The sequence below is a fragment of the Mesorhizobium sp. M0983 genome, from assembly GCF_040318975.1.
Lineage (GTDB): Bacteria > Pseudomonadota > Alphaproteobacteria > Rhizobiales > Rhizobiaceae > Mesorhizobium.
Genome location: NZ_JAMYNH010000007.1, coordinates 298,952 through 322,084, shown reverse-complemented (window position 1 = coordinate 322,084; position 23,133 = coordinate 298,952). Strand labels below are relative to the sequence as shown.

General features: G+C 62.2%; 14 protein-coding genes, 1 tRNA gene and 4 pseudogenes. 11 read left to right on the top strand and 8 right to left on the bottom strand.

What is annotated here, in order from left to right:
* Positions 1-73: 73 nt before the first annotated feature.
* From rpsA to aroA, 4 genes and pseudogenes are all read right to left on the bottom strand, one after another.
* Positions 74-1,771 carry a 30S ribosomal protein S1 gene (rpsA, locus tag NKH71_RS16235; protein ID WP_023676278.1) on the bottom strand — a complete coding sequence of 566 codons (1,698 nt, stop codon included), beginning with the start codon at positions 1,769-1,771 and terminating at the stop codon, positions 74-76.
* Between the two features lie 204 nt (positions 1,772-1,975).
* A complete protein-coding gene (gene cmk, locus NKH71_RS16230) occupies positions 1,976-2,626 on the bottom strand; it encodes a (d)CMP kinase (protein ID WP_023718022.1) in 651 nt (216 codons plus the stop codon).
* Positions 2,627-2,656: 30 nt separating this feature from the next.
* A pseudogene (locus tag NKH71_RS16225) lies at positions 2,657-2,935 on the bottom strand (DUF6881 domain-containing protein); the annotation flags it as partial.
* The gene (aroA, locus tag NKH71_RS16220) at positions 2,932-4,290 is read right to left on the bottom strand and encodes a 3-phosphoshikimate 1-carboxyvinyltransferase (RefSeq protein ID WP_352548931.1); all 1,359 of its coding nucleotides are present in this window, start codon (positions 4,288-4,290) and stop codon (positions 2,932-2,934) included. The pseudogene NKH71_RS16225 and the gene aroA, both read right to left, overlap by 4 nt.
* A 194-nt stretch (positions 4,291-4,484) precedes the next feature.
* Here aroA and NKH71_RS16215 point away from each other — a divergent pair, with 194 nt between their 5' ends.
* The 3 genes from NKH71_RS16215 (at position 4,485) to NKH71_RS16205 (ending at position 5,536) form a co-directional block, all read left to right on the top strand.
* On the top strand, positions 4,485-4,874 hold the full coding sequence (locus tag NKH71_RS16215; RefSeq protein ID WP_023676282.1) for a TIGR02300 family protein: 390 nt from the start codon (positions 4,485-4,487) through the stop codon (positions 4,872-4,874).
* A 162-nt stretch (positions 4,875-5,036) separates the two neighbouring features.
* A tRNA-Ala gene (locus NKH71_RS16210) sits at positions 5,037-5,112 on the top strand.
* Between the two features lie 220 nt (positions 5,113-5,332).
* Positions 5,333-5,536: a hypothetical protein gene (locus tag NKH71_RS16205; RefSeq protein WP_352548929.1), complete on the top strand. Its 204-nt coding sequence runs from the start codon at positions 5,333-5,335 to the stop codon at positions 5,534-5,536.
* 131 nt (positions 5,537-5,667) lie between these two features.
* Here the strand turns inward: NKH71_RS16205 and NKH71_RS16200 are convergent, their stop codons facing one another.
* A complete protein-coding gene (locus NKH71_RS16200) occupies positions 5,668-5,865 on the bottom strand; it encodes a hypothetical protein (RefSeq protein ID WP_031193688.1) in 198 nt (65 codons plus the stop codon).
* Between the two features lie 1,286 nt (positions 5,866-7,151).
* A complete protein-coding gene (locus NKH71_RS16195) occupies positions 7,152-7,550 on the bottom strand; it encodes a hypothetical protein (protein WP_352895159.1) in 399 nt (132 codons plus the stop codon).
* A gap of 186 nt (positions 7,551-7,736) precedes the next feature.
* On the opposite strand from NKH71_RS16195, the gene NKH71_RS16190 reads away from it, so the two are divergent.
* The 7 genes and pseudogenes from NKH71_RS16190 to NKH71_RS16160 all read left to right on the top strand — a co-directional run.
* Positions 7,737-13,442 (top strand): HAMP domain-containing protein, encoded by a 5,706-nt coding sequence (locus tag NKH71_RS16190; RefSeq protein ID WP_352483997.1) that lies wholly within the window; start codon positions 7,737-7,739, stop codon positions 13,440-13,442.
* A 52-nt stretch (positions 13,443-13,494) separates the two neighbouring features.
* Positions 13,495-15,534 carry a PAS domain-containing hybrid sensor histidine kinase/response regulator gene (locus NKH71_RS16185; RefSeq protein WP_245278536.1) on the top strand — a complete coding sequence of 680 codons (2,040 nt, stop codon included), beginning with the start codon at positions 13,495-13,497 and terminating at the stop codon, positions 15,532-15,534.
* Between the two features lie 78 nt (positions 15,535-15,612).
* Positions 15,613-16,500, top strand: a complete 888-nt coding sequence (locus NKH71_RS16180) for an alpha/beta fold hydrolase (RefSeq protein WP_352640724.1) — start codon at positions 15,613-15,615, stop codon at positions 16,498-16,500.
* 203 nt (positions 16,501-16,703) lie between these two features.
* Entirely contained in the window at positions 16,704-18,203 is a 1,500-nt protein-coding gene (locus NKH71_RS16175; RefSeq protein WP_352495732.1) for a helicase HerA domain-containing protein, read from the top strand.
* A 352-nt stretch (positions 18,204-18,555) separates the two neighbouring features.
* A pseudogene (locus tag NKH71_RS16170) lies at positions 18,556-18,939 on the top strand (serine hydrolase); the annotation flags it as partial.
* Positions 18,837-19,712, top strand: coding sequence for a serine hydrolase (locus NKH71_RS16165; protein WP_352791719.1), 876 nt, complete (start codon positions 18,837-18,839; stop codon positions 19,710-19,712). The pseudogene NKH71_RS16170 and the gene NKH71_RS16165, both read left to right, overlap by 103 nt.
* Before the next feature lie 267 nt (positions 19,713-19,979).
* A pseudogene (locus NKH71_RS16160) lies at positions 19,980-20,449 on the top strand (ATP-binding protein); the annotation flags it as partial.
* 288 nt (positions 20,450-20,737) lie between these two features.
* Here the strand turns inward: NKH71_RS16160 and NKH71_RS16155 are convergent.
* The gene (locus NKH71_RS16155) at positions 20,738-21,577 is read right to left on the bottom strand and encodes a hypothetical protein (RefSeq protein ID WP_352495733.1); all 840 of its coding nucleotides are present in this window, start codon (positions 21,575-21,577) and stop codon (positions 20,738-20,740) included.
* Positions 21,578-21,995: 418 nt separating this feature from the next.
* Positions 21,996-22,390, bottom strand: a pseudogene (locus NKH71_RS16150) (ABC transporter permease subunit); the annotation flags it as partial.
* 142 nt (positions 22,391-22,532) lie between these two features.
* Here NKH71_RS16150 and NKH71_RS16145 point away from each other — a divergent pair.
* Complete coding sequence (locus tag NKH71_RS16145) at positions 22,533-23,132, top strand: ANTAR domain-containing response regulator (RefSeq protein WP_352483956.1); 600 nt, start codon at positions 22,533-22,535, stop codon at positions 23,130-23,132.
* Position 23,133 lies beyond the last annotated feature (1 nt).

Below are 23,133 nucleotides of genomic sequence, written 5' to 3'. Positions count from 1 at the left end.
AAAAAAGCCCCGCCGGATCGCTCCGGCGGGGCTTTTTGTTTCGTTTACAACCTGCGCGAGGCGCAGTGTTGGCTTAGCTGCCCTGCTTCTTCAGCGCGGCACCCAGGATGTCGCCCAGCGAAGCGCCGGAGTCAGTCGAACCGTACTGGGCGACCGCTTCCTTCTCTTCGGCGATTTCCAGCGCCTTGATCGAGACCTGCAGCTTGCGGGTCTTCTTGTCGAAGGCGATGACGCGGGCGTCGACCTTCTGGCCGACAGTGAAGCGCTCGGGGCGCTGCTCGTCGCGGTCACGGCTGAGGTCGGAGCGCTTGATGAAGGTCTCGATGCCGCTGTCGACCAGCCGCACTTCCAGACCGCCATCCTTCACGCCGATAACCTCGCAGGTGACGACTGCGTTCTTGCGCAGTTCGCCTGACGTCGCCGCTTCGCCGACCGTGTCCTTGGCCAGCTGCTTGATGCCGAGCGAGATGCGCTCCTTGTCGATGTCGACGTCGAGCACCTGCGCCTTGACCATGTCGCCGCGATTGTACTCCTCGATCACCTGCTCGCCCGGACGGGTCCAGTCGAGGTCGGAAAGGTGGACCATGCCGTCGACATCGCCTTCGAGGCCGATGAACAGGCCGAACTCGGTCTTGTTCTTGACCTCGCCCTCAACCTGGCTGCCGACCGGATGGCTGCGCGCGAAGGCCTCCCACGGGTTCTCCAGCGTCTGCTTGAGGCCGAGCGAGATGCGGCGCTTGGCCGGATCGACTTCGAGCACCACCACGTCGACTTCCTGCGTCGTCGACAGGATCTTGCCGGGATGCACGTTCTTCTTGGTCCACGACATTTCCGAAACGTGGATGAGGCCTTCGATGCCCGGCTCCAGCTCGACGAATGCGCCGTAGTCGGTGATGTTGGTAACGGTACCCTTGATCTTCTTGCCGATCGGGAACTTGGTGCCGATCTCGGACCACGGATCGCTCTCGAGCTGCTTCATGCCGAGCGAGATGCGGTGGGTTTCCTGGTTGATGCGGATGATCTGCACCTTGACCGTCTGGCCGATATTGAGGATTTCGGTCGGATGGTTGACGCGGCGCCATGCCATGTCGGTGACGTGCAGCAGGCCGTCGATGCCGCCGAGGTCGACGAACGCACCATAGTCGGTGATGTTCTTGACGACGCCTTCGACCACCTGGCCTTCTTCGAGGTTCTGCACGATTTCCGAACGCTGTTCGGCGCGGCTTTCCTCGAGTACGGTGCGGCGCGACACCACGATGTTGCCGCGGCGGCGATCCATCTTGAGGATCTCGAAGGGCTGCGGGTTGTGCATCAGCGGCGAGACGTCGCGGATCGGGCGGATATCGACCTGGCTGCGCGGCAGGAAAGCCACGGCACCGTCGAGGTCGACGGTGAAGCCGCCCTTGACCTGGTTGAAGATGACGCCTTCGACGCGTTCGCCCTTGGTGAACTTCTCTTCGAGACGGACCCAGCTCTCTTCGCGGCGGGCCTTTTCACGCGACAGCATGGCTTCGCCAAGCGCGTTCTCGATACGCTCGACATAGACCTCGACCGTGTCGCCGACCTTGAGCGTCGTGTCCTTACCCTTGACGCCAAATTCCTTCAGCGGCACGCGGCCTTCGACCTTGAGGCCGACGTCGATGATGGCCATGTCCTTCTCAATGGCAGTGATGATGCCCTTGACGACCTGGCCTTCGCCGGAATGGCCGGCGGAAAATGATTCTTCGAGCAGGCTCGCGAAATCATCGCGAGTGGGATTTGCAACTGACATAGTTTCTCCTGGAATGCCCCGCAATCTGTCGCGGGGCGGGCGCCGTGGGTTAGCGTTGCGTTGGCCTGCCGGCGTTCCGGGCAAAAAGCCCTGGCCGCCTTTGGGCGGCAATTCCGGCGCATGAAGAATGCTGGCAGGCTGGTTCATGCCCGATATGGGAATTCTTTTTGTCGCCGGCAATCGGCGGCGGCAGGAAAACCCGGCTCAGGCTTCGTTTCTCTTGGCCAGGACGTCATCGATGATCGCCCGAGCTGCCAGAAACGCGGCTTCTATAGCCATTTCCGACGTGTCGAGCAAGTGCGCATCGGCTGCCGGTTTCAAGGGCGAGTCCATGCGGCCCATGTCGCGCTCGTCGCGACGCACGATATCGGCAAGGATTTCATCGAAATTGGCAGTGCCGCCGATGCTCTCGATTTCGTCCAGCCGCCGCTTTGCCCGCACCTCGGCACTGGCCGTGACATAGAGTTTTACGTCGGCATCGGGACAGACGACAGTGCCGATGTCGCGGCCGTCGAGCACCGCGCCCGGCGGGGTTTTTGCAAAGTCGCGCTGCTTGTCGACCAGGATGCGCCGCACCGACGGGATGACAGCCACTTTCGAGGCAGCCTCTCCGACGGCGTGTGCCGAAAGCACGGCGCGGTCGAGCTTTGCCAGATCGACCTGACGAGCCGCGGTTTCAGCGGCCGAGACATTGTCGAGCGGCAGGCCGAGCCGGAGCAGCGAATGCGCCACCGCGCGATAGGTGAGGCCGGTGTCGAGCAGGTTTAGCCGGTAGTGATCGGCGAGCCGTCGGGCAAGGGTGCCCTTTCCAGCGCCTGCAGGGCCGTCGATGGCGATGGTGAAGCCTGTCGTCATTCGAAACCTCGATGCAAGTGCCTCACTCCATCGGCGCTCGAAGTCAACCGCGTTGACCTCCGAGGCCTCGAACTGATTGTCGGAATTGATCTCTGTGAGATCGGGAAAGCCTTCTACGGAATTTCTGGTGCCCCCGATCTCAATATCCTCCGACCCGTCGAGGGCAGCGCCGCGAATGGCAAAACCCACGGAGCCATCGGCATAGAACTCTATAGTCCGGTTCTGGAAATTGTCGTCGGCAACTTCATACCAGAGATGGGACGGCTCCTCCGGTATGCTATGTTTCCAATAAACGTAAAAGTATCTCACTCGATCGCCGCACCGAGCCCCTTCATCAGGCCCATGAATTCCGGAAAACTTGTCGCGATCATCGCTTGATCATCGATGGTCACGGGCTTTTCCGTCGCCAGCCCCATTACCAGAAAACTCATGGCTATGCGGTGGTCGAGATGGGTCTGGACGATGGTGCCCTGTCCGTTGGGGTGTTGGCCGAGGCCCTTGCCGCCAGGTTTTCCGCGCACGGCCAGCGTGGCCTCGCCCTCGCTGCAATCGACGCCGTTGAGCTTCAGCCCGTTGGCGACCGCCGACAGCCGGTCGGATTCCTTCACCCGCAGTTCTTCAAGCCCGAGCATCAGCGTTTCGCCCTCGGCAAAGCTCGCCGCCACGGCAAGCACCGGATACTCGTCGATCATGGTCGGCGCCCGTTCGGGCGGCACGGTGACGCCTTTCAGTTCGGAATAGCGTACGCGCAGGTCGGCGACGTCCTCGCCGCCTTCGTTGCGCGGATCGATTATGTCGATCCAGGCGCCCATTTCCTGCAGCGTCAAAAGAAGGCCCGTGCGCGTCGGGTTCATCAGCACGTTTTCGATGGTGATGTCCGAGCCCGGCACGATCAGCGCCGCCACCAGCGGAAAGCCGGCCGAGGAGGGGTCGCCAGGCACCGCGATGGTCTGGCCGGTGAGCTTGCCCTGGCCTTCGATGAAAATGTGGCGCACGCCGCGCTCGTCGGTCTCGACCGACAGATTGGCGCCGAATCCCTTGAGCATCTTTTCGGTGTGGTCGCGCGTCATCACCGGCTCGATGACGGTGGTGATGCCCGGCGTGTTCAGCCCCGCCAGCAGCACCGCCGACTTGACCTGTGCCGATGCCATCGGCACGCGGTAGGTGATCGGCGCGGCGTGCTTGGGCCCGCGCAGCGTGATCGGCATGCGGTCGCCGGGTGTCGCCTTCAGCACCTGCACGCCCATCTGGCGAAGCGGTTCGAGCACGCGGCCCATCGGCCGGCCGGACAGCGAGGCGTCGCCGATGAAGGTGGTTTCCATGTCATAGGTGCCGACCAGGCCCATGGTGAGGCGGGAGCCCGTGCCGGCATTGCCGAAATCGAGCGGGCCCTCCGGTTGCAGCAGCGCGCCATTGCCGGTTCCGCGGATCACCCACTCAGTGCCATGCTTCTCGATATGAGCGCCCATCGCCTTCATGGCAGCGCCCGTACGCATCACGTCCTCGCCTTCCAGTAGTCCGGTGATGCGGGTTTCGCCGGAGGCCAGCCCGCCAAACATGAAGGAACGGTGCGAGATCGACTTGTCGCCCGGCACCCGTGCCGCGCCGGAAAGACCAGCTGATTTTCGGGCGGTGGCCTGCTTCGGGGCGGCAGTGTGCGACATGGTTCTTTCCTGGAAACGCCGGCGGCCGGCCATTTTCTTGTGGTTTGCGCGGTCTCCTATCATGGCGGATCGAGATGGTCATCCCCTTGGTACGAAGGCCTTCGAATTCAAGCTTTTTGGGACGCCGGCTTTTCGCTTTGACAGCGCCGTAAACTCTGGTTAAGGGGACCAAACTTTCATCGACGAGGCTTGCTGTGGCAAAACCCGAACTTGGCACCAAACGCATCGACCCGGAGACGGGTCGAAAATTCTATGACTTGAACAAGGACCCGATCGTCTCGCCTTACACGGGCAAGAGCTATCCGCGCTCCTATTTCGAGGAAGGCAAGATAGCCGCCCTCGAGGAGGAAGAGGAAGTTGCCGAGAAGGAAGTGGACGCCGAAGAGGAAGAGGGCGTCGAGGTCGTCTCTCTCGAAGAGGCGGACGAGGACGCGAAGGCCGACGAGCTTCCCGATCTCGGCGATGACGAGGACGACGTTGACCTTGGCGATGACGAGGATGACACGTTCCTTGCCGACGAGGAGGAAGAAGACGACGACGTTGCCGACATGATCGGCGTCGGCGAAGACGACGACGAAGTCTGAGCGAACCGCATTCGCCGGCTTTCGCGGCGCTGCCTAGAAAAAGCGGTTCTTGAAGGCTTGATATTGACTGAAGGCGGGGTTAGAAGCCGCCTGCACTAACGACGCGGTCTCAACCCGCGCCGGATCTCTTCGCCGGAAACGGCGCCGGCGAACTGCCGGAGTGGGGCCATAGCTCAGTTGGGAGAGCGCTTGAATGGCATTCAAGAGGTCGTCGGTTCGATTCCGATTGGCTCCACCAAAAGTTCTTTCACGTTTTCAGAAAATTAGTTTCCACCCCCTCAGGGGCCTTGCCTTGGAAAGGTCCGGGGCACCGCCAGCGCACCGCGCAAAACATTTTTCAGGTCCGAAGCAGCAATGCCTGACAGCGGTGGACGAGATATCGATCTTGGCGCCAGTAGCTTGCGTTCATGCACGCCCGGCGGCAAGGATATCGCGGCAACATCGTATGTGGGGGCAATATGGAATCGGAAAACTCGCTGCTCGGGATCTTCATCTCCTGGATGCCGATGCTGATTTATCTCGCAGCAAGCCTTTGGGTTTCTATCTGGCTCACGTTCAAACTCATCCACGTTCAGCAAGCGATGGTGCAGGCGCAAGAAGGCATCTTGACCAAGTTGACTGATATCGACAACCGCATGTCTGGTAAGCCGAGCCAAGACTGAGGTCCGAAGCTACTGTTCCCCAACTGTTTTCAGCTGCAGCGGTCGACCGGGATACCGCTAATTATACCGGCCAATTGGATGCGGTGGCTCGACGGCGCCCGGTATCGCCACATGAAAATCGGTCTTTTGGACTAACGCTTCATTTTGTCGATACGCTCGCTAAGAGCCTTCACCGCTGCCGTATTTTCCCGAATTTCTTTGGCGATCTCTTTCGCGGCGTTTGCCATGACGATCCTTGAGCGGTTTGCCATCCAAAGCAGAAACGCCATAAGAATCAGGAAAGGGATGCCAACGAGAAGTGCTCGCATTATTGCAGCTTGGTGGCTCATTTCGCTTTCTCCGAGCCGTAGGCTGCCACGCCGTCGACGATCTTCGTGATGTGCTGAGCTTCTGCCATCGGTTCCCTCTTCAGCTGTGACGGACGCCAGCGATAATCGCGTTTATCGGTAGTCACCCCCAAGCCGGAATCGATTCCCTTTTGGGCCGAGGCCGAGCGGCTTCAATTCGTCCAGATCGAACACTGAACCACTTGACCCGTTGCCTGATCACGAACCCTTTTCGAAAACACGCGATGGAGGCCCATTGCGCGTGATCTAGCTTCCTTCGTCGCAACGTAATCGGGATAGCCGACATGCCACTGCCAGAGGAAGTTTGGTGGGGCAGGTTTCCACGTAACCTTGGATCCAAAGGCCGCATTGTCCGGATCTGTTCTATCGAACCGGCAGTCGACGGCTACGGGCATCATGCCCTTCTTAGCCATTGCGTCGGAAACCCCGTAAGCAGTTCGCTTCGTAAGCCATCCATCCGCGCCGCTAGTCGAAACTGTAGTGCACCCTGCCAGAGATATGCTCGACATCAAAAGCCCGATGGCCAATGCGTTGCCTGCGAATGATCGCCGAGTGCCAACCTGATTCTGTTTCATACCCGATCCCCACAACTGAAAGTAGTGCAGGCTAGATGGGGATACGGCGCGAAACAAGGGAGCGCGCCTCTTCTTTGGTTCGGCCGGTCGTGCGCCGTGCGCGGTGCGACAGGCGAGCGGCGAGCGGCAAAATTTCAAACTGAGACACTATCTAACTGCCACCTAATACAGGTTCTTTGAGCTAACTCCCCCTGGCGCGCGTACTGGTCGCGAATCCCATTCGTCGCGCGCTATTGGAGTCTGGATATAGTGCGCCAGAATCCAGGGTCGCGTCCCGTCTGTTTCCGGTCTGTTTTCAGGCATGAAATTCCCTTGCCCGGGTCGCTGTTCCTTCACTGTTTTCAGTGCGCATCGGACACTGTTCCGCCGCTGTTTTCAGCGAGAGTGCCAACTGTTTCCTAACTGTTTTATCAGTTGCAGCGCTTAACCGAAATCGTCCATTAAATTGGACTAAGCCATCGTCGCATATAACTGGCTTGGAAATGACTCCCCCACTCTTTGCGCTCCCGGGCTGCCCGCCGCCTATCGCGGAACCTAGCTGAGACTAGTGTAGTCGGCCGCCCGGCTTGGGCTCGCCGGTCCAAAAGTAGTGAGCCCGTGCCCGGTCAGTGCATTTTTCTGGCTGTGGTTTGAACCGCGAGCGCCGGGTCTGAACCAGGCAGCGGGCTGAAATGACCGCTGAGCAAAACTCCGTTACTTGTTGCAGTTCTGCATATCCGACGTCATGGCGCCGCTGGGGGTATTGTTGTCGGTATCGCTGCCCGCCGTATCCTTGCAGCGGTCCTCCATACCGTTTGTCTGCGGCGTGGTGGCGTTCGTTGCGTTCGGATCGATCGTGTTCGGGGTAGTTGCGCTGCCGGTCCCGATGTTGCCGCCGGAAGTGCCTGTGTTGACGCCGGTATTGCCATCGGTCCCGGAGCCAATCGATTGTGCCATGGCAGATGTGGCCAGGCCGATAGCAAGTAGGAATGCAGAGAGAATTTTCATCATCTTAGTGTCTCCATCGAGTTGCATCGCTCTATCGCGATCTATACCCAACGAGAGTTTTTTCGAGATGTTCCGTTTGGCATAAATAGTGATCGATACAACCATTATGGATCTTTGTTGCTCGTCGTTTCGTGAATGCGGCTGCGAAATTCCTGCCGCATAGCGGCAATTTCGTCTGGAACCAAATCGAGCATGCCGCGTTATGGCGCTTGCGGGGAGTTGTGTCGGCCGCAGGGGACAGTTTCACCAGGACATTCAAGAAATCCGTGAGCTGGGAGGGGCGCTGTGAGCGTGCTTGCATCCACAAGGCAATTGGACCACCGTCAAATACTGAACGCGCTGAAGGCTTTTCGGAGCGGTGATTTCTCCGTTCGCATCGATAATGTCTACACCGGCCTCGATTCCGAGATCGCCGACACCTTCAACGAAATCGTAGAACTCAACGATCAGGTCACGCGCGAGTTCGAACGCCTCAGCAAGGTCGTCGGCAAGGATGGCCGGATCGGCGAACGCGGCCGTGTCCGCAACGCTACCGGCAGTTGGGAATCGAGCGTCCGTTCCGTCAACGATCTGATCGAGGACATGGTTCAGCCGACGGCCGAAGTGGCGCGCGTCATCGGCGCGGTCGCCAAAGGCGACCTGTCGCAGACGATGATGGTCGAAATCGACGGCCGGCAGTTGCGCGGCGAATTCCTGCGCATCGGCAAGATCGTCAACACCATGGTCGGGCAACTGGCCTCCTTCGCCTCGGAGGTGACGCGCGTGGCGCGCGAGGTCGGCACCGAAGGCAAGCTCGGCGGCCAGGCCCGCGTGAAAGGTGTGGCCGGGACCTGGAAGGACCTGACCGACAACGTCAACGCCATGGCGACGAACCTGACCGGGCAGGTGCGCAACATCGCCGAGGTGACGACCGCCGTCGCTTCCGGCGACCTGTCGAAGAAGATCACCGTCGATGTGAAGGGCGAAATCCTCGAGCTCAAGAACACCATCAACACGATGGTCGACCAGCTCAATTCCTTCGCCTCGGAAGTGACGCGCGTTGCGCGCGAGGTCGGTACAGAAGGCAAGCTCGGCGGCCAGGCGCGCGTCGAAGGTGTCGGCGGCACCTGGAAGGACCTGACCGACAACGTCAACCTGATGGCAGAGAACCTGACCGGCCAGGTGCGCAATATCGCCGAGGTGACCACTGCTGTGGCGCTTGGCGACCTGTCGAAGAAGATCACGGTCGACGTCAAGGGCGAGATCCTCGAGCTGAAATCAACCATCAACACCATGGTCGACCAGCTGAACTCATTTGCCGGCGAAGTGACGCGCGTCGCCCGCGAAGTCGGCACCGAGGGCAAGCTCGGCGGCCAGGCGCAGGTGCGCGGCGTTGCCGGCACCTGGAAGGACTTGACCGACAACGTCAATTCGATGGCCGAGAACCTGACCGGCCAGGTCCGCAACATCGCCGAGGTGACGACCGCGGTTGCTTCGGGCGACTTGTCGAAGAAGATTACCGTCGCCGTGCAAGGCGAAATCCTCGAGCTCAAGGACACCATCAACACGATGGTCGACCAATTGAACTCCTTCGCCTCGGAAGTGACGCGTGTGGCGCGCGAGGTCGGCACCGAAGGCAAGCTCGGCGGCCAGGCCGAGGTGAAGGGCGTCGGCGGCACCTGGAAGGATCTGACCGACAACGTCAACCTGATGGCCGCCAACCTGACCGGCCAGGTGCGCAACATTGCCGAGGTGACGACCGCCGTGGCCCGCGGCGACCTGTCGAAGAAGATCACCGTCGACGTCAAGGGCGAAATCCTGGAGCTCAAGGACACCGTCAACACGATGGTCGACCAGCTCAATTCCTTCGCCTCGGAAGTGACGCGTGTGGCGCGCGAAGTGGGATCGGAAGGCAAGCTCGGCGGCCAGGCGCATGTCGAGGGTGTCGGCGGCACCTGGAAAGATTTGACCGACAACGTCAATGCCATGGCCGGCAATCTGACCGTGCAGTTGCGCGACGTGTCCAAGGTGGCGACGGCAATTGCGACCGGCGACCTCACCCAGAAGATCACGGTCGATGCATTGGGCGAGATCCTGCAGATCAAGGACGTCATCAACACGATGGTCGACCAGCTGAATTCCTTCGCCTCCGAGGTGACGCGCGTGGCGCGCGAAGTCGGTTCCGACGGCAAGCTCGGCGGCCAGGCGCAGGTGCGCGGCGTTGCCGGCACCTGGAAGGACCTGACCGACAACGTCAATGCGATGGCCGCCAACCTGACCGGGCAGGTGCGCAACATCGCCGAGGTGACGACTGCGGTGGCGCTTGGCGATCTGTCGAAGAAGATCACGGTCGACGTGCGCGGCGAGATCCTCGAGCTGAAGGACACCATCAATACGATGGTCGACCAGCTGAATTCCTTTGCCTCGGAAGTGACGCGCGTGGCGCGCGAGGTCGGCACCGAGGGCAAGCTCGGCGGCCAGGCGCAGGTGCGCGGCGTTGCCGGCACCTGGAAAGATCTGACCGACAATGTGAATTCGATGGCCGAGAACCTGACCGGCCAGGTTCGCAACATCGCCGAGGTCACCACCGCAGTGGCGCGCGGCGACCTATCGAAGAAGATCACCGTCGACGTCAAGGGCGAGATCCTGGAGCTGAAATCGACCATCAACACCATGGTCGACCAGTTGAACTCCTTTGCCGGCGAAGTGACGCGTGTCGCCCGCGAGGTCGGCACCGAGGGCAAACTTGGCGGCCAGGCACGGGTGGAGGGCGTCGCCGGCACCTGGAAGGACCTGACCGACAACGTCAATCTGATGGCGACGAACCTGACCAACCAGGTGCGCGGCATCGCCGATGTCGTGACCGCGGTCGCGCAAGGCAATCTCAAGCGCAAGCTGACGGTCGATGCCAAGGGCGAGATCGCCTCGCTCGCCGACACCATCAACGGCATGATCGAGACGCTTGCGACCTTCGCCGACCAGGTCACCAACGTCGCCCGCGAAGTGGGCATCGAAGGCAAGCTCGGCGGCCAAGCCCGTGTGCCCGGCGCTGCCGGCCTTTGGCGCGACCTGACCGACAACGTCAATCAGCTCGCCGCCAATCTGACCACGCAGGTGCGCGCGATTGCCGAGGTGTCGACGGCGGTGACCAAGGGCGATTTGACCCGCTCGATCAGCGTCCAGGCCTCCGGCGAGGTCGCGGCGCTGAAGGACAACATCAACGAGATGATCCGCAATCTGAAGGACCAGACGCTGAAGAATGCCGAGCAGGACTGGCTGAAGACCAATCTCGCCCGGTTCTCGCGCATGCTGCAGGGCGAGCGCGACCTGGCCACGGTCTCGCGTCTCATCATGTCCGAACTCGCGCCGCTGGTGAATGCGCAATATGGCGTGTTCTACGTGACCAACCGCGACGAGGATGAATTCTATCTGGAACTCGCCGCCTCCTATGGCGCCGAAAGCAAGGCGGAGATCAAGCAACGCCTCGATCTGCGCGAAGGCCTTGTCGGGCAAAGTGCCGCCGACAAGCGCGCCATCATGCTGGACAATGTGCCGCCGAATTTCCTGCGCGTCACGTCGGGCCTTGGCAATGCCGCGCCGGCCAACGTGATCATTCTTCCGGCTCTGTTCGAGGACGAGGTGAAGGCCGTCATCGAACTCGCCTCGTTCAGCGAATTCCGCGACACGCACCAGTCATTCCTCAACCAGCTGATGGAATCCGTCGGCATCGTTCTCAACACCATCGCCGCCACCATGCGCACCGAAGGCCTGCTCAAGCAGTCGCAGCTGCTGACCTCGGAGCTGCAGGCGCGTCAGACCGAGCTGACCAAAAAGCAGGAAGAGCTGCACGCCACCAACGAGGAGCTGCAGGAAAAGGCGCAGCTGCTCGAGAACGAAAAGAAGCAGGTGGAGAACAAGAACCTCGAAATCGAGATGGCGCGCCGTGCGCTGGAGGAGAAGGCCGAGCAGCTGGCGCTTACCTCGAAATACAAGTCGGAATTCCTCGCCAATATGAGCCACGAACTGCGTACGCCGCTGAACTCGCTGCTCATCCTTTCAAACCTGCTCGCAACCAACCAGCAAGGCAATCTCAACGACAAGCAGGTCGAGTTCGCGCGCACCATCAACTCGGCCGGCACCGACCTTTTGAGCCTCATCAACGATATCCTCGATCTGTCGAAGATCGAATCGGGTACCGTCTCGATCGATATCAACGACATGCCGGTGGTGCATCTTCGCCAGCATATGGAGCGAACCTTCCGGCAGCTGGCGACCGACAAGGGGCTTGGCTTCGCCATCAACGTCGATCCCGAGCTTCCGGAGACCGTCCGCACCGACGAGAAGCGCTTGCAGCAGATTGTGCTCAACCTCTTGTCGAACGCGTTCAAGTTCACCTCCGAGGGCGAAGTCAGCTTGAATTTCCGGGCCGAAAAGACTGGCCGTCACAACGGCTCGGTGCAACCGATGGAAGCGCTCGCTATCGCGGTCACCGATACGGGCATCGGTATTCCGCAGGACAAGCAGAAGCTGATTTTCGAGGCCTTCCAGCAGGCCGACGGCACCACCAGTCGCAAATATGGCGGCACCGGGCTTGGGCTCTCGATCAGCCGGGAGATCGCCCGGCTGATCGGCGGCGAATTGCGGGTCGAGAGCACGCCGGGCAAGGGTTCGACGTTCACGCTGGTCATCCCGTTCGACGGACCTCGGATGGCCTTGGCCCCGCAAGCGGCCTTGCTGCCGGCGATGGAGGTGGTCGCGACGACGGCGCAGCCGAGCCCGCCATCCTCCGAATTGCTTGATGACCGCGATACGATCTCACCGGAAGATAGGGTCGTGCTGATCGTCGAGGACGACCCGACCTTTGGCGGTTTGCTGCTCGGCCTGGCGCGTTCGGCCCGGCTGAAGGGCGTCCTGTCGACCGCGGGCTCTGGCACGCTGGCTTTGGCCCGCAAGCTGGTTCCCGATGCGATCACGCTGGATCTCGGACTATCGGATATCGACGGCTGGGTGTTGTTCGATCTGCTTCGCCATGACCCGAAAACCAAGGACATTCCCGTCCATGTCATCTCGGGTGCCGAAGATATCGAGGTGCTTGCCCGCAAGGGCGCATCCACCATTTCAACCAAGCCCGTGTCGGCGGACGAACTGATGAAGGTCTTCCAGGACATTCACTCCAGAAAGCTCCGCGTCCAGCGCCGCGTTCTGATTGCCGATACCGATCCCGAGCGCCGTCTCTCGTTGATCGAGGCGATCCGCGACGGCGTCACCTCGGTCACCGCGATCGGCCGCGTCGCGGCGAATGCCGACGACATCGGCATCGCCGGCTATGATGCCGTTGTGCTCGGCCTTGGCCGCTCGGCCAAGGACAACGCCCAGATGCTGGATGAGATTGCCGTCCTGTTCGGGCAGTCCGTGTCGCGACTGTTGTTCTTCGCGCCGCATCCGGAAGCGCTGCAACAGTCGCTCGCCTTGCATCCGGCATTGGCGGACGTTCCGCGGGCGGAGAATTTCGCGCAGCTGGCTCTCCTGATATCCGCAACGCTCCCGGGGCGAGGCCACGACAGTTCGGCAGCCGAACAGCCGGATAAATTCGACCTCGCCGGCGCAAAGGTCCTCATCGTCGACGACGACATCCGCAACATCTATTCGCTCACCAGCGTTCTTGAGACCTATGACATCCAGGTGCTGCACGCGGAGCGCGGTAGGGAAGGTATTGCGCTTCTGGAGCAGAGCCCGGATATCGACGCCGCATTGATCGATATCATGATGCCGGAGATGGACGGCTACGAGACGATGCGGCAGATCCGCGGCATGCCGGCAATCGCCCATATCCCGTTGATCTCGGTTACCGCCAAGGCAATGAAGGGCGACCGGCAGAAGTGCCTCGACGCCGGCGCCTCTGACTATATCGCCAAGCCGGTCGACCTCGACCTGCTGCTGGCCTTGCTGCGTGTCTGGATCGGCCGCTCGCGATCCCGTGTCCATCGTCCGGAAAAGACGCTCATGGCAGTGAACTGACGGCCGCTCGATGCAGAAACTGTCGAGAAACGGGGCGAGGAAGCTGGAGGTTATGGCCCCGGCGACAGGGCCGGCAAAGGCGCGCATCCTGGCCGTGGATGACGACGAGCGCAATCTGCTGGCGATCGGCGAGGTTCTGGCCCCTGTCGGCGAAGTCGTCTGCGTGCAGTCGGGCGAAGAGGCGCTGCGCGCTCTGCTGAAAGAGGATTTCGCAGTCATCCTGCTGGATGTGCTGATGCCTCGGCTGGACGGCTACGAGACCGCTGGATTGATTCGCCAGCGCGAGCAATCCAGGCGAACGCCGATAATCTTTCTCACCGCCATCAACAAGGAAGACGCCCACATGCTGCGCGGCTATGACGCCGGCGCGGTGGATTACGTGTTCAAGCCCTTCGACCCGGCCATGCTGCGTTCCAAGGTAGCCGTGTTCGTCGAACTTCATGAGAAGACGCTCGAAATCCAGCAAAAGGCGGCTGCCGAGCAACGGCTGCTGGCCCAGGCACTGCAGGCGCAGCAGGAAAAACTCGAGGCCGAGCGGGCGCTGCGTAGCGCCCAGGAGCGGCAGCATGCCATTTTGAGCTCTCTTCCGGTCTGCTTCCACGCAAGGGCGGCGGAGCCGCCGTTCGGCGCCAGCTTTGTGACTGAAGGGGTCGAACGCTTGACCGGCTTTCCTGCCGAACGGCTGACCTCCGATCCAGGCTTCGGCCTAAGCCGGGTTCATCCCGACGATCTGCCGAGAGTGAGGCAAGCCCTGCTCGCAGCCAAGGCCATCGGCTCCTACACCTGCGAATTCCGCTGGCAATGCGCCGACGGCAATTACCGGATTTTCCTCGACCAGGGCGTCCTGTCGAACGGTTCCGATGGCCAGAGGCCCGAGATCCTCGGCACATTGCTGGACGTTACCGAGCGGCGCGAGCTTGAGAACCAGCTGCTGCAATCGCAGCGCCTCGACGCGATTGGCAAGCTTACCGGCGGCCTGGCGCATGATTTCAACAATCTGCTTGCCGCAATTCTCAGCGGATTGGGATTGCTCGAGCGCCACGCCGAGTTCGATGGACAGGCCAGGCAAGTTCTGGAACTGACGCGCCGGTCGGCAAAACAAGGCGCCGAGCTCGTCAACCGCATGCTTGCGTTCTCGCGCCGCCAGACACTGAGGCCGCAGGCCGTGCGCCTCGCTGCGCTTGGCGGCACCATGAACGGGTTGGTGGCCCCGGTTCTGGGCGGCCTGATCCGTTTCGATTGGCTTGTCGACGACACGGTGTGGCCGGCGCATGTCGATGCCGGCCAGCTGGAGCTGGCGCTGATGAACCTGGTTTTCAACGCGCGCGATGCCATGCCGTCCGGCGGCACGATAATCGTGGAGGCGCAAAATCGAACGCTAGGCAGTGCAGCCGAGGATATTTCGGCGGGCGACTATGTCGTGGTCACCGTCAAGGATACGGGGTCGGGCATACCGGCCGACATTCTCGCCAAGGTCGTCGAACCGTTCTTCACCACAAAACCGGTCGGCAAGGGCACTGGCCTCGGTCTGAGCACGGTGCATGGCTTCGTCAAGCAATCGGGCGGCACGCTCCGCATTGAGAGCACCGTCGGCAGTGGAACATCCGTCCAGCTCTGGCTGCCGCGTTCAATCGAGCGCCCGGTGGAAATCGCCGACAAGTCCGATGCCGACAACACCGTCGTGAATGCCGGCGAGGACTATCCGTCGGTCCTGCTGATTGACGACAGCAATGTACTGCGGGAACTGACGGCGCAATCGCTTCGCCAACATGGCTTTGCGGTTACCTGCGCCGGGGGCGGTGCGGAAGCGCTGGCGATGATCGAGCGGGCGCCGTACGATTTCGATGTCATCGTCACCGATTTTGCCATGCCGCTCGTCTCGGGGCTCGAGGTCATCCGGTTCGCCCGCAATCTGCGGTCCGATTGGCCGGCGGTGATGATAACCGGATATGCCGACGCCGACGCGATCGCCGACCGGCCCCCCGACGTGCCGCTGCTCGGCAAACCGCTGCGCGAAAAGGACCTGATGGAGAGCATTCTTGCAGCGGCTGCGCGCGCCGGATCGCCGAGGGCCAAGCAGGCCAGCCGGTGAAAGGCGGACCATTGGAACCTGATCCATGGGTTGCCGTTGGGTAGGTCTCTGGCTGCGCTAGGATCGGAGGAGAGACTGATGGCGACAGCGGACTGGCCTCTTCCTGAACGCTTCACCTTTCAAGGGAACTCGATCGCCTGGGGCGCGATGGGCGAGGGCTCACCCGCGGTATTGCTGCATGGCACGCCTTTCTCATCGTCGGCATGGCGTAGAATTGCGCCTTTGCTCGGCCAACAGAGGCGAATCTATTGCTTTGACATGCTCGGCTATGGTCGATCTGATAAACCCGATAGCGACGTGTCTCGTGGCATTCAGAACGAGCTTTTCGCGGCCCTTTACGATCATTGGGGCCTGCGTGCCCCCGATGTCGTCGCGCATGATTTCGGCGGCTCAACAGCGTTACGCGGTCATTTGCTCAATGGGCTCGACTATCGGTCGCTGGTGCTGATCGATCCGGTCGCAATCAGCCCGCAAGGCTCACCACTTGTTCAGGCCGCCAAGAAACACGAGGCGGTCTTTTCCGGCCTTCCGCACTACATTCATGAAGCAATCCTGCGCGCCTATATCGGCGCCGCCGTAGCGAATGCGCTGCGCGAGGAAGAGATGGCGCTCTACCTCGCGCCGTGGCTGGGAGCCGAAGGTCAAAAAGCTTTCTGGCGCCAGGTCGCTCAGATGGATGACAAATACTCGCAAGAGGTCGAGTGGCGCTACGGCGAGATTCGTTGCCCCGTTGCCATCCTGTGGGGCGAGGACGACCAGTGGATTCCCATCGATGACGGTCGCGAGCTCGCGCGCCGCATTTCGAGTGCTTCCTTCCATGTCGTGCCGAACGCGAAGCATCTTATGCAGGAGGACGCGCCGGAAGCGATCGTGGCGACAGTGCTTGGCTTCTGGCGAGACCTGGAGGAGCGGGCAAATGTCCGCAAAAAACCGGCTTCGGCCGCTCGATCTCCATCGCGTCAATGAAGGCTTTGGGCGATCGGTTTGATCCGGTTGCCGATGCCAAGGACAGGAATCCACCCCTTAGCGGCAGTCTCGAATCGAAACGGTACGTTTCGTATCTTTGACCCTAGCAGCATCCAGCCTGTGCGCAACACGGAGCGCCGGCCATGGCGCGCTCGACGGGCTGTGATGCGGTTGATAAGCCCTCTCCCCAAGGAGAGTCGGACATGACCGTTGCGATCGAGATGGGCCAGACGAGCGCGGGCGCCCCGGCGGCGCTGGATCTTGAGGAACTGCTGGCGACGCGGCTTCTGGTGCAGGGCAATTCGGGTTCCGGCAAATCCCATCTGCTGCGCCGGCTCTTGGAGCAGAGTGCGCCCTGGGTACAGCAGACCATCATCGATCCCGAAGGCGACTTCGTCACGCTTGGCGACCGTTTCGGCCATCTGGTGATCGATGCCGAGGAGCATACCGAGCGCGGCCTGCAGAGCGCCGGCGAGCGGGCGCGCATCCACCGCGTCTCCACGGTGCTCAATCTCGAAGGGCTCGACGCCGAGAACCAGATGCGGCGCGCCGCCGCCTTTCTCGGCGGGCTGTTCGAGGTCGCCCGCGACCACTGGTATCCGATGCTGGTGGTGGTAGACGAGGCGCAGCTGTTCGCGCCGGCGGTTGCCGGCGAGGTTTCCGACGAGGCGCGCAAACTCTCGCTCGGCGCCATGACCAATTTGATGTGCCGTGGCCGCAAGCGCGGGCTGGCCGGCATCATCGCCACCCAGCGGCTGGCCAAGCTCGCCAAGAACGTCGCCGCCGAGGCTTCCAATTTCCTCATGGGCCGGACTTTTCTGGACATCGACATGGCGCGCGCCGCCGATCTTCTCGGCATGGAGCGGCGCCAGGCGGAGGCTTTTCGCGACCTCGAGCGCGGGCAGTTCATGGCGCTCGGCCCGGCGCTGTCGCGCCGTCCGCTCGGTCTGCGCATCGGCCCGACCGATACGAGTCCGCGCAACGCGACCCCGCGCCTGATGCCGCTGCCGGAATCGGCGCTGGAGGATGCCCGCGCGATCATCCTGGCGGCCCCGCCGCCGGAAACCGTCCGGCCGCAGCGCCGCTCCTCGCCGGACCTGCTCGATCAGCTGATGGCGGCGAAATCGGCGGCGCTGGAAATCCGCCCCGAACCGGTGGAGCCGCCGATCAGCGCCGAGGATCTGGCGGAGCGGCGCGAGCGCGTCGACCGGGTGCTGCGCGCCGTGCTGGCGCAGCCCGATGCCGGCTTCCGCGTCATCGGCGTGCTCTATCAGGAGTTCGTCGTCCGCTGCCGCATAGAAGGCCTCGCCTCGGTCGTGCCGGACCTGCCGGAGTTCCGCCGCATGCTGACGCGCGCCCGCGCCGGGCTCGGCTCCGACATGATAGGCGACGATGCCTGGCAGGACGTCTCGGCGCGCGCCTCGCTGCTGCCCGAGGACATGCAAGGCGTCTTCATGATGATCGCCCGCGCGGCGAAGGAAGGCTGGCCCTGCCCGAGCGACGCCGCGATCGCCCGCGCCTACGGCTCGCACTCGCTACGCCGCGCACGGCGCCTGCTGACCTATATCGAGGAGCAGAGGCTGATCGTGTGTCAGCTTGACGGGGGCGGACGGCGGACGGTGACGCTCGTGGAGCTGGCCTGGGCGACGGCGCCGGGCGATCCGAATGCGGTGGAGGCGGAGCAGCGGAGTGCGGTGGGGTGAGGCGGCGGCCGAGCGCGGTCTTCATCATACGACGACGATTGGCGCGACGCAGATCCGCTATTGTAAGTTGTTCGACGCTACAGCACTCCCTCTTGCCGACGGCGCTTTACATATCTTCTAAATTACCAGCGGGTCGGTTTGTCAATGAAGAGATCAGCCGCGATCAACTGACGAAGACAAGAAATACGGCAGGACTGTAGCGCAAATATCCGCCGAACCTACGCTACCTCCGCCGATTACCCCTTCGGTTCATTCTGTTGACATCTCCTGCTTCTGGAGAGATGGTAAGATACTACGCGGCGGCCCTTTTTCCGAAGATTTTATTCTGCAGCTTTATCAAAGGATTTTGGCAATGCGTTTGTCTCGATCGCGCCGACTTATGGCCATCGCTTTGACGGCAATCGCAGCCGTCACCCTTCCCTCTTATGGACATGCCGAGGACAAGCTGCTGACGGAAGCGGTGCAGTTCAACGGTACGATCCTGTATCTCTCCACCAAGGTGCCTGGCCTGATCTTCGGCGCCGTCCGCAACGGCGAGACGGCCTTGGCCGGTTTCGGCAAGATTGCCGACGGGAGTGAAAAAGTGCCCGACGGCGACACAATGTTCCGCATCGCGTCCGTGAGCAAAGTGTTCTGCGGCGGTGTGCTTTCCTCGCTGGCGATCGACGGCAAGGTACAACTCACCGACCGGCTGCAGGATCGCCTTGGCTGGGACGTCACGCTCCCGGAGAAGGACGGCCGCGCCCTCCGCCTGATCGATCTCGTCGCGCAAGCTTCCGGCCTTCCGCGGGAGGTGCCAGTGGCCGAGGCGCCCCCTCAGACCCTTTCTCTACGAACACCAAAGAGGCGCAGATTGCCGCCCTCAAGGACAATCCGCTGCTGTTCGCGCCGGGCACCGCCGTTCTCTATTCGAACTTCGGATACGACCTCCTCGGAGCGGCGCTCGCGAATGTCTCTGGAAAGCCTTATGCCGAGGTCCTTCGAGAGCGTGTCCTCGATCCCCTCGGCATGAAAGACACGGTTTTCAACCCAAGACCGGAGGACGAGCCGCGCCTGATGCAGGGCCATAACTTCGACGGCAGCCCCATGCCAATCGTGCCGACGAGCACAGCCATGGAGTGCGCCGGTGGATTGTACTCGACCGCGGGCGACCTGCTGCGCTGGATGAACTGGCATGTCGACAACAAGCCTTCCGCGGCCGACGCCGAGTTGCGCCTTTTGAACCACGCGGCTTTTTTGTACCGGGACGGGCTCGCGTCGGTGATGGGGCTGGATGACGGTGGGCCGATGGACGCCATGGGTCTCGGATGGGTCATCATGCTCCCTAACGAGCATCGCCCGCTCATCCTCCAGAAGAGCGGCGGCCTGCAAGGGATGTTTCTCTATGTTGCGATTGCACCGACACGCGGCGTCGGCGCTTTCTTCGTCATGAACGAATTCAATGCCGCCGGCTTCATGGCTGGGGTCAAGACGACGAACGATCTCGTCGCAGAGATCGCTCCACGCTGATTTTCGCGCTGATCGGGAGGACGTGCGTGATGATTGGCGCTATGGAGGGGCCTGACGGACGGCATATTTCCCGGCAAGGCAAGCGCGACATCGGCTATTTCCGGCCGACCGCTTAGCCTCCTGAGGATGACCTTTGCCGGCTTCATCGCTGCTCACGGCCTGCTCATGCTGCGGCCAAGGTTCTGCCTCTCGCCTCTTCGGCATCCCGCTTTCGTAGCCGACCGCGAATGCCGCGCTGCTCGCAGTCCCGACACCATCAGCCGCCTCTTGGCGCAGCCTGATGCCGGCTTCCGCGTCATCGGCGTGCTCTATCAGGAGTTCGTCGTCCGCTGCCGCATCGAGGGCCTCGCCGCGGTCGTGCCGGACGTGCCGGAGTTCCGCCGCATGCTGACGCGCGCCCGCGCCGGCCTCGGCTCCGACATGGCAGGCGACGACGCCTGGCAGGACGTCTCGGCGCGCGCCTCGCTGCTGCCCGAGGACATGCAAGGCGTGTTCATGATGATCGCCCGCGCCGCTAAGGAGGGCTGGCCCTGCCCGAGCGACGCCGCGATCGCCCGCGCCTACGGCTCGCACTCGCTACGCCGCGCCTGCTGACCTACATCGAGGAGCAGGGGCTGATCGTGTGTCAGCTCGACGGGGTTGGACGGCGGACGGTGACGCTGGTGGAGCTCGCCTGGGCGACCGCGCCGGGCGATCCGAATGCGGCGGAGGCGGAGCAGGGGAGTGCGGTGGTGTGAAGCGGCGGGGCAGGCGCACTGAGAAAGCGCCGCTGGATCAGGCCGGGGTGAAGTCTGCTTTGCGCCGCATTAACGTCATTCTCCATTCGAAGCGCTCAGGCCGGAAGCTGCCGTGCGTAAGACGCCCAGTCGTTGCCCGCCGCGGATAAGTTTGCAGCTGGACAATAATGGCCAGCCGGGGCGATCCCGGTATTTAGCGTTGCTTCGGCGAGTCAATACTGAGCCTGCGCTTACGCGTCATCCCTCTCGACAAGACCAACGGCTGGACGCGATCGAGCGCAGGCGGGTTCAGTTGGTGCTGGTTGTGGCGGTGAACCCGCACTGCTTCTGTTCCATATCGATCTGCTTCGTGATGCGGACGGCGTTCTGTGCGTAGGCCTCCGTTACGGAGCCACTATTCACGGTCTTGTCCTTCAGCGGACTCACGCCTGCGCAGAGGTGGAAAACATGCGGCTCGGTGGACTTCGCGGCTCCGTTTTCGGGCGCGATCCAGTAGACGACATCCTGACCGGCGGGGTGGCTCGCGTCCCGCGTCGCCGCCGCCACCGCAGCGGTGTCCGTCGCGATCGCCTGCGCCTGAGCGGCGACGTCGGGCGAACAGGCGGTGGTGGGCTGCCCCGACTTGATTTGAGCTGCGCATGCGTTCATATCCTGGGTGTACTGTTCGACCGATGGGGGTTTGAAACTGATCCCCATGACCGTCGCGAGCACGGCCAGCGCAGCGCCGATGCCGCCGGCAACCTTCTTGGTCTGCGGATCCATGTTTTTGTCGGTGAGGATCAGGAAAACCAGCGGGAGGAAGGCAATCAGCGTGATGATTGCGCCGAGCTGGTTTTGGAAGAAGAACCTGGCCGCGTCGGATGCACGGGCCGGATCGTGCCTGTTGGCCGCCTTCCACAGCAAGTTGCCGGCGATTGCGAAAATCGCGATGCCGACCAGAAGGCCGATGATCAGCGGCAGGTGTCCCTGGTCGAACTTGTTCTGGCGAAGCAGAATAATCCCGTAGATCTCGCCGCCAATGGCGACGATCCACGAGAGTGCGGCGAAAAGGCGAAGACGCGTGGCGGAGGACTTCTGGCCCTGCGTCGCTTGCCAATCCTTGGTAACGTCTGGCTTGTTGTCGGTCATCGACCAGATCCCCTGATATCGACACTTCTGCAGGCGGCAACCCGCCCTGCGCAGCGTCATTGAACGAACGTCACCTGCCTCAGCGACGCGGCGAAAATGTGAGCGCCACGGCAGGCCTCCCCATCCATATTGCGCATGAGTGAATCCGTCCATACCCACGGAGGCAGACGCCTGTGCGGCGATGGCTCCGTTCTTCTTAATCTCTGGCTCGAACTTGACGCTGCCTTGCCTCGCTTCCCTGGCGATCCGGTAGAAGCCGCGGTGGTCACAGGACCGACGTCGGCAGATCCGAACTGAGGCCGGATCGATGGTCCAAGGGCCTAAAAGCGGCCAGTCCGCTTGCGTGAAAAGCAGCCATTCAGGATTTGGTCTGCGACGGTCGGCTTAGGGTCAAAAGCAGCTGGTGGTGTCGCGCCCCCTATCTCTCCTCCACAAGCCGCAAACAAGCCGCCGCCACAAACAGCACGATCAGCCCAACAAAATCCGCCGCGTGCCTTCCGGGGCATCTGCAGGTCAGCAGCGTCGTCAGTACGGTGAGGATCAGCGCGCCGATGATTGTGCCGATGTAGCCGCCGCGGCCGCCGAAGATCGAGGTTCCGCCGATCACGGCGGCGGCCACCGAAGGCAGCACCAGCGGTTCGGCAAGCGACGGCGCCTTGACCGGGCCGATGTAGAGCAGTGCCGGCGAGCAGGCCCGAGATGACGTAGAGCGGTGATCGCCTGCCAATAGCGGACGCCGGGCAGGCGCGTTGCCCGTTCGTTGTCGCCGACGGCATCGAGCAGAAGGGCAAGGCCGGTCCGGCTCAAGGTGAAGGCCGGTGCCGAGCCCGCGACGTCAAGTTCGTCGCCACGGCCGTCGCGTCCAATGCCTCAGGCGGCGCCTGAACGCTGGCTTTGTTTGCGTGAATCTCGCCATGCCGCATTGCACAATCGCCTCGCCTGCGCAAAATGCGGCATGATCCGCAAATCCCTCACTGTCCTGGTGATCGATGAAAACCACATCCGCGCTTCGATAATCGAGGCAGGACTGCGGGAGGCCGGGCATCAGCAGGTCACGGTCATCCATGACGTCGCCGGCATAGCGCGGCGGATCGCCGAGATCGAACCCGACGTGATCGTCATCGACCTCGAAAATCCCAACCGCGACATGCTCGAAAACATGTTCCAGCTGTCGCGCGTGGTGAAGCGGCCGATCGCCATGTTCGTCGATCGCTCGGATCAGGCTTCGATCGAGGCAGCGGTGGAGGCGGGGGTCTCAGCCTATGTCGTCGACGGCCTGCGCCAGGAGCGGGTCAAGCCGATCCTCGACATGGCGATCAGCCGCTTTAACGCGTTTTCGCGCATGGCGCGCGAACTGGAGGAGGCCCGCAGCGAATTGGAAAGCCGCAAGGTGATCGATCGCGCCAAGGGCATATTGATGAAGTCGCGCGGCTTGTCGGAGGACGCGGCCTATACGCTGCTGCGCAAGACCGCCATGAACCAGAACCGCAAGATCGGCGAAATCGCCCAGAGCCTGGTGACGGCGGCAGGCCTTCTGGATCCCGAGGAGAGTTGAC

Coding starts and splice junctions, on each gene's coding strand:
- rpsA (WP_023676278.1), bottom strand. CDS start 1,771: ATGTCAGTTGCAAATCCCACTCGCGATGATTTCGCGAGCCTGCTCGAA.
- cmk (WP_023718022.1), bottom strand. CDS start 2,626: ATGACGACAGGCTTCACCATCGCCATCGACGGCCCTGCAGGCGCTGGA.
- aroA (WP_352548931.1), bottom strand. CDS start 4,290: ATGTCGCACACTGCCGCCCCGAAGCAGGCCACCGCCCGAAAATCAGCT.
- NKH71_RS16205 (WP_352548929.1), top strand. CDS start 5,333: ATGGAATCGGAAAACTCGCTGCTCGGGATCTTCATCTCCTGGATGCCG.
- NKH71_RS16200 (WP_031193688.1), bottom strand. CDS start 5,865: ATGAGCCACCAAGCTGCAATAATGCGAGCACTTCTCGTTGGCATCCCT.
- NKH71_RS16195 (WP_352895159.1), bottom strand. CDS start 7,550: ATGGTTGTATCGATCACTATTTATGCCAAACGGAACATCTCGAAAAAA.
- NKH71_RS16185 (WP_245278536.1), top strand. CDS start 13,495: ATGGCCCCGGCGACAGGGCCGGCAAAGGCGCGCATCCTGGCCGTGGAT.
- NKH71_RS16180 (WP_352640724.1), top strand. CDS start 15,613: ATGGCGACAGCGGACTGGCCTCTTCCTGAACGCTTCACCTTTCAAGGG.
- NKH71_RS16175 (WP_352495732.1), top strand. CDS start 16,704: ATGACCGTTGCGATCGAGATGGGCCAGACGAGCGCGGGCGCCCCGGCG.
- NKH71_RS16155 (WP_352495733.1), bottom strand. CDS start 21,577: ATGACCGACAACAAGCCAGACGTTACCAAGGATTGGCAAGCGACGCAG.
- NKH71_RS16145 (WP_352483956.1), top strand. CDS start 22,533: ATGATCCGCAAATCCCTCACTGTCCTGGTGATCGATGAAAACCACATC.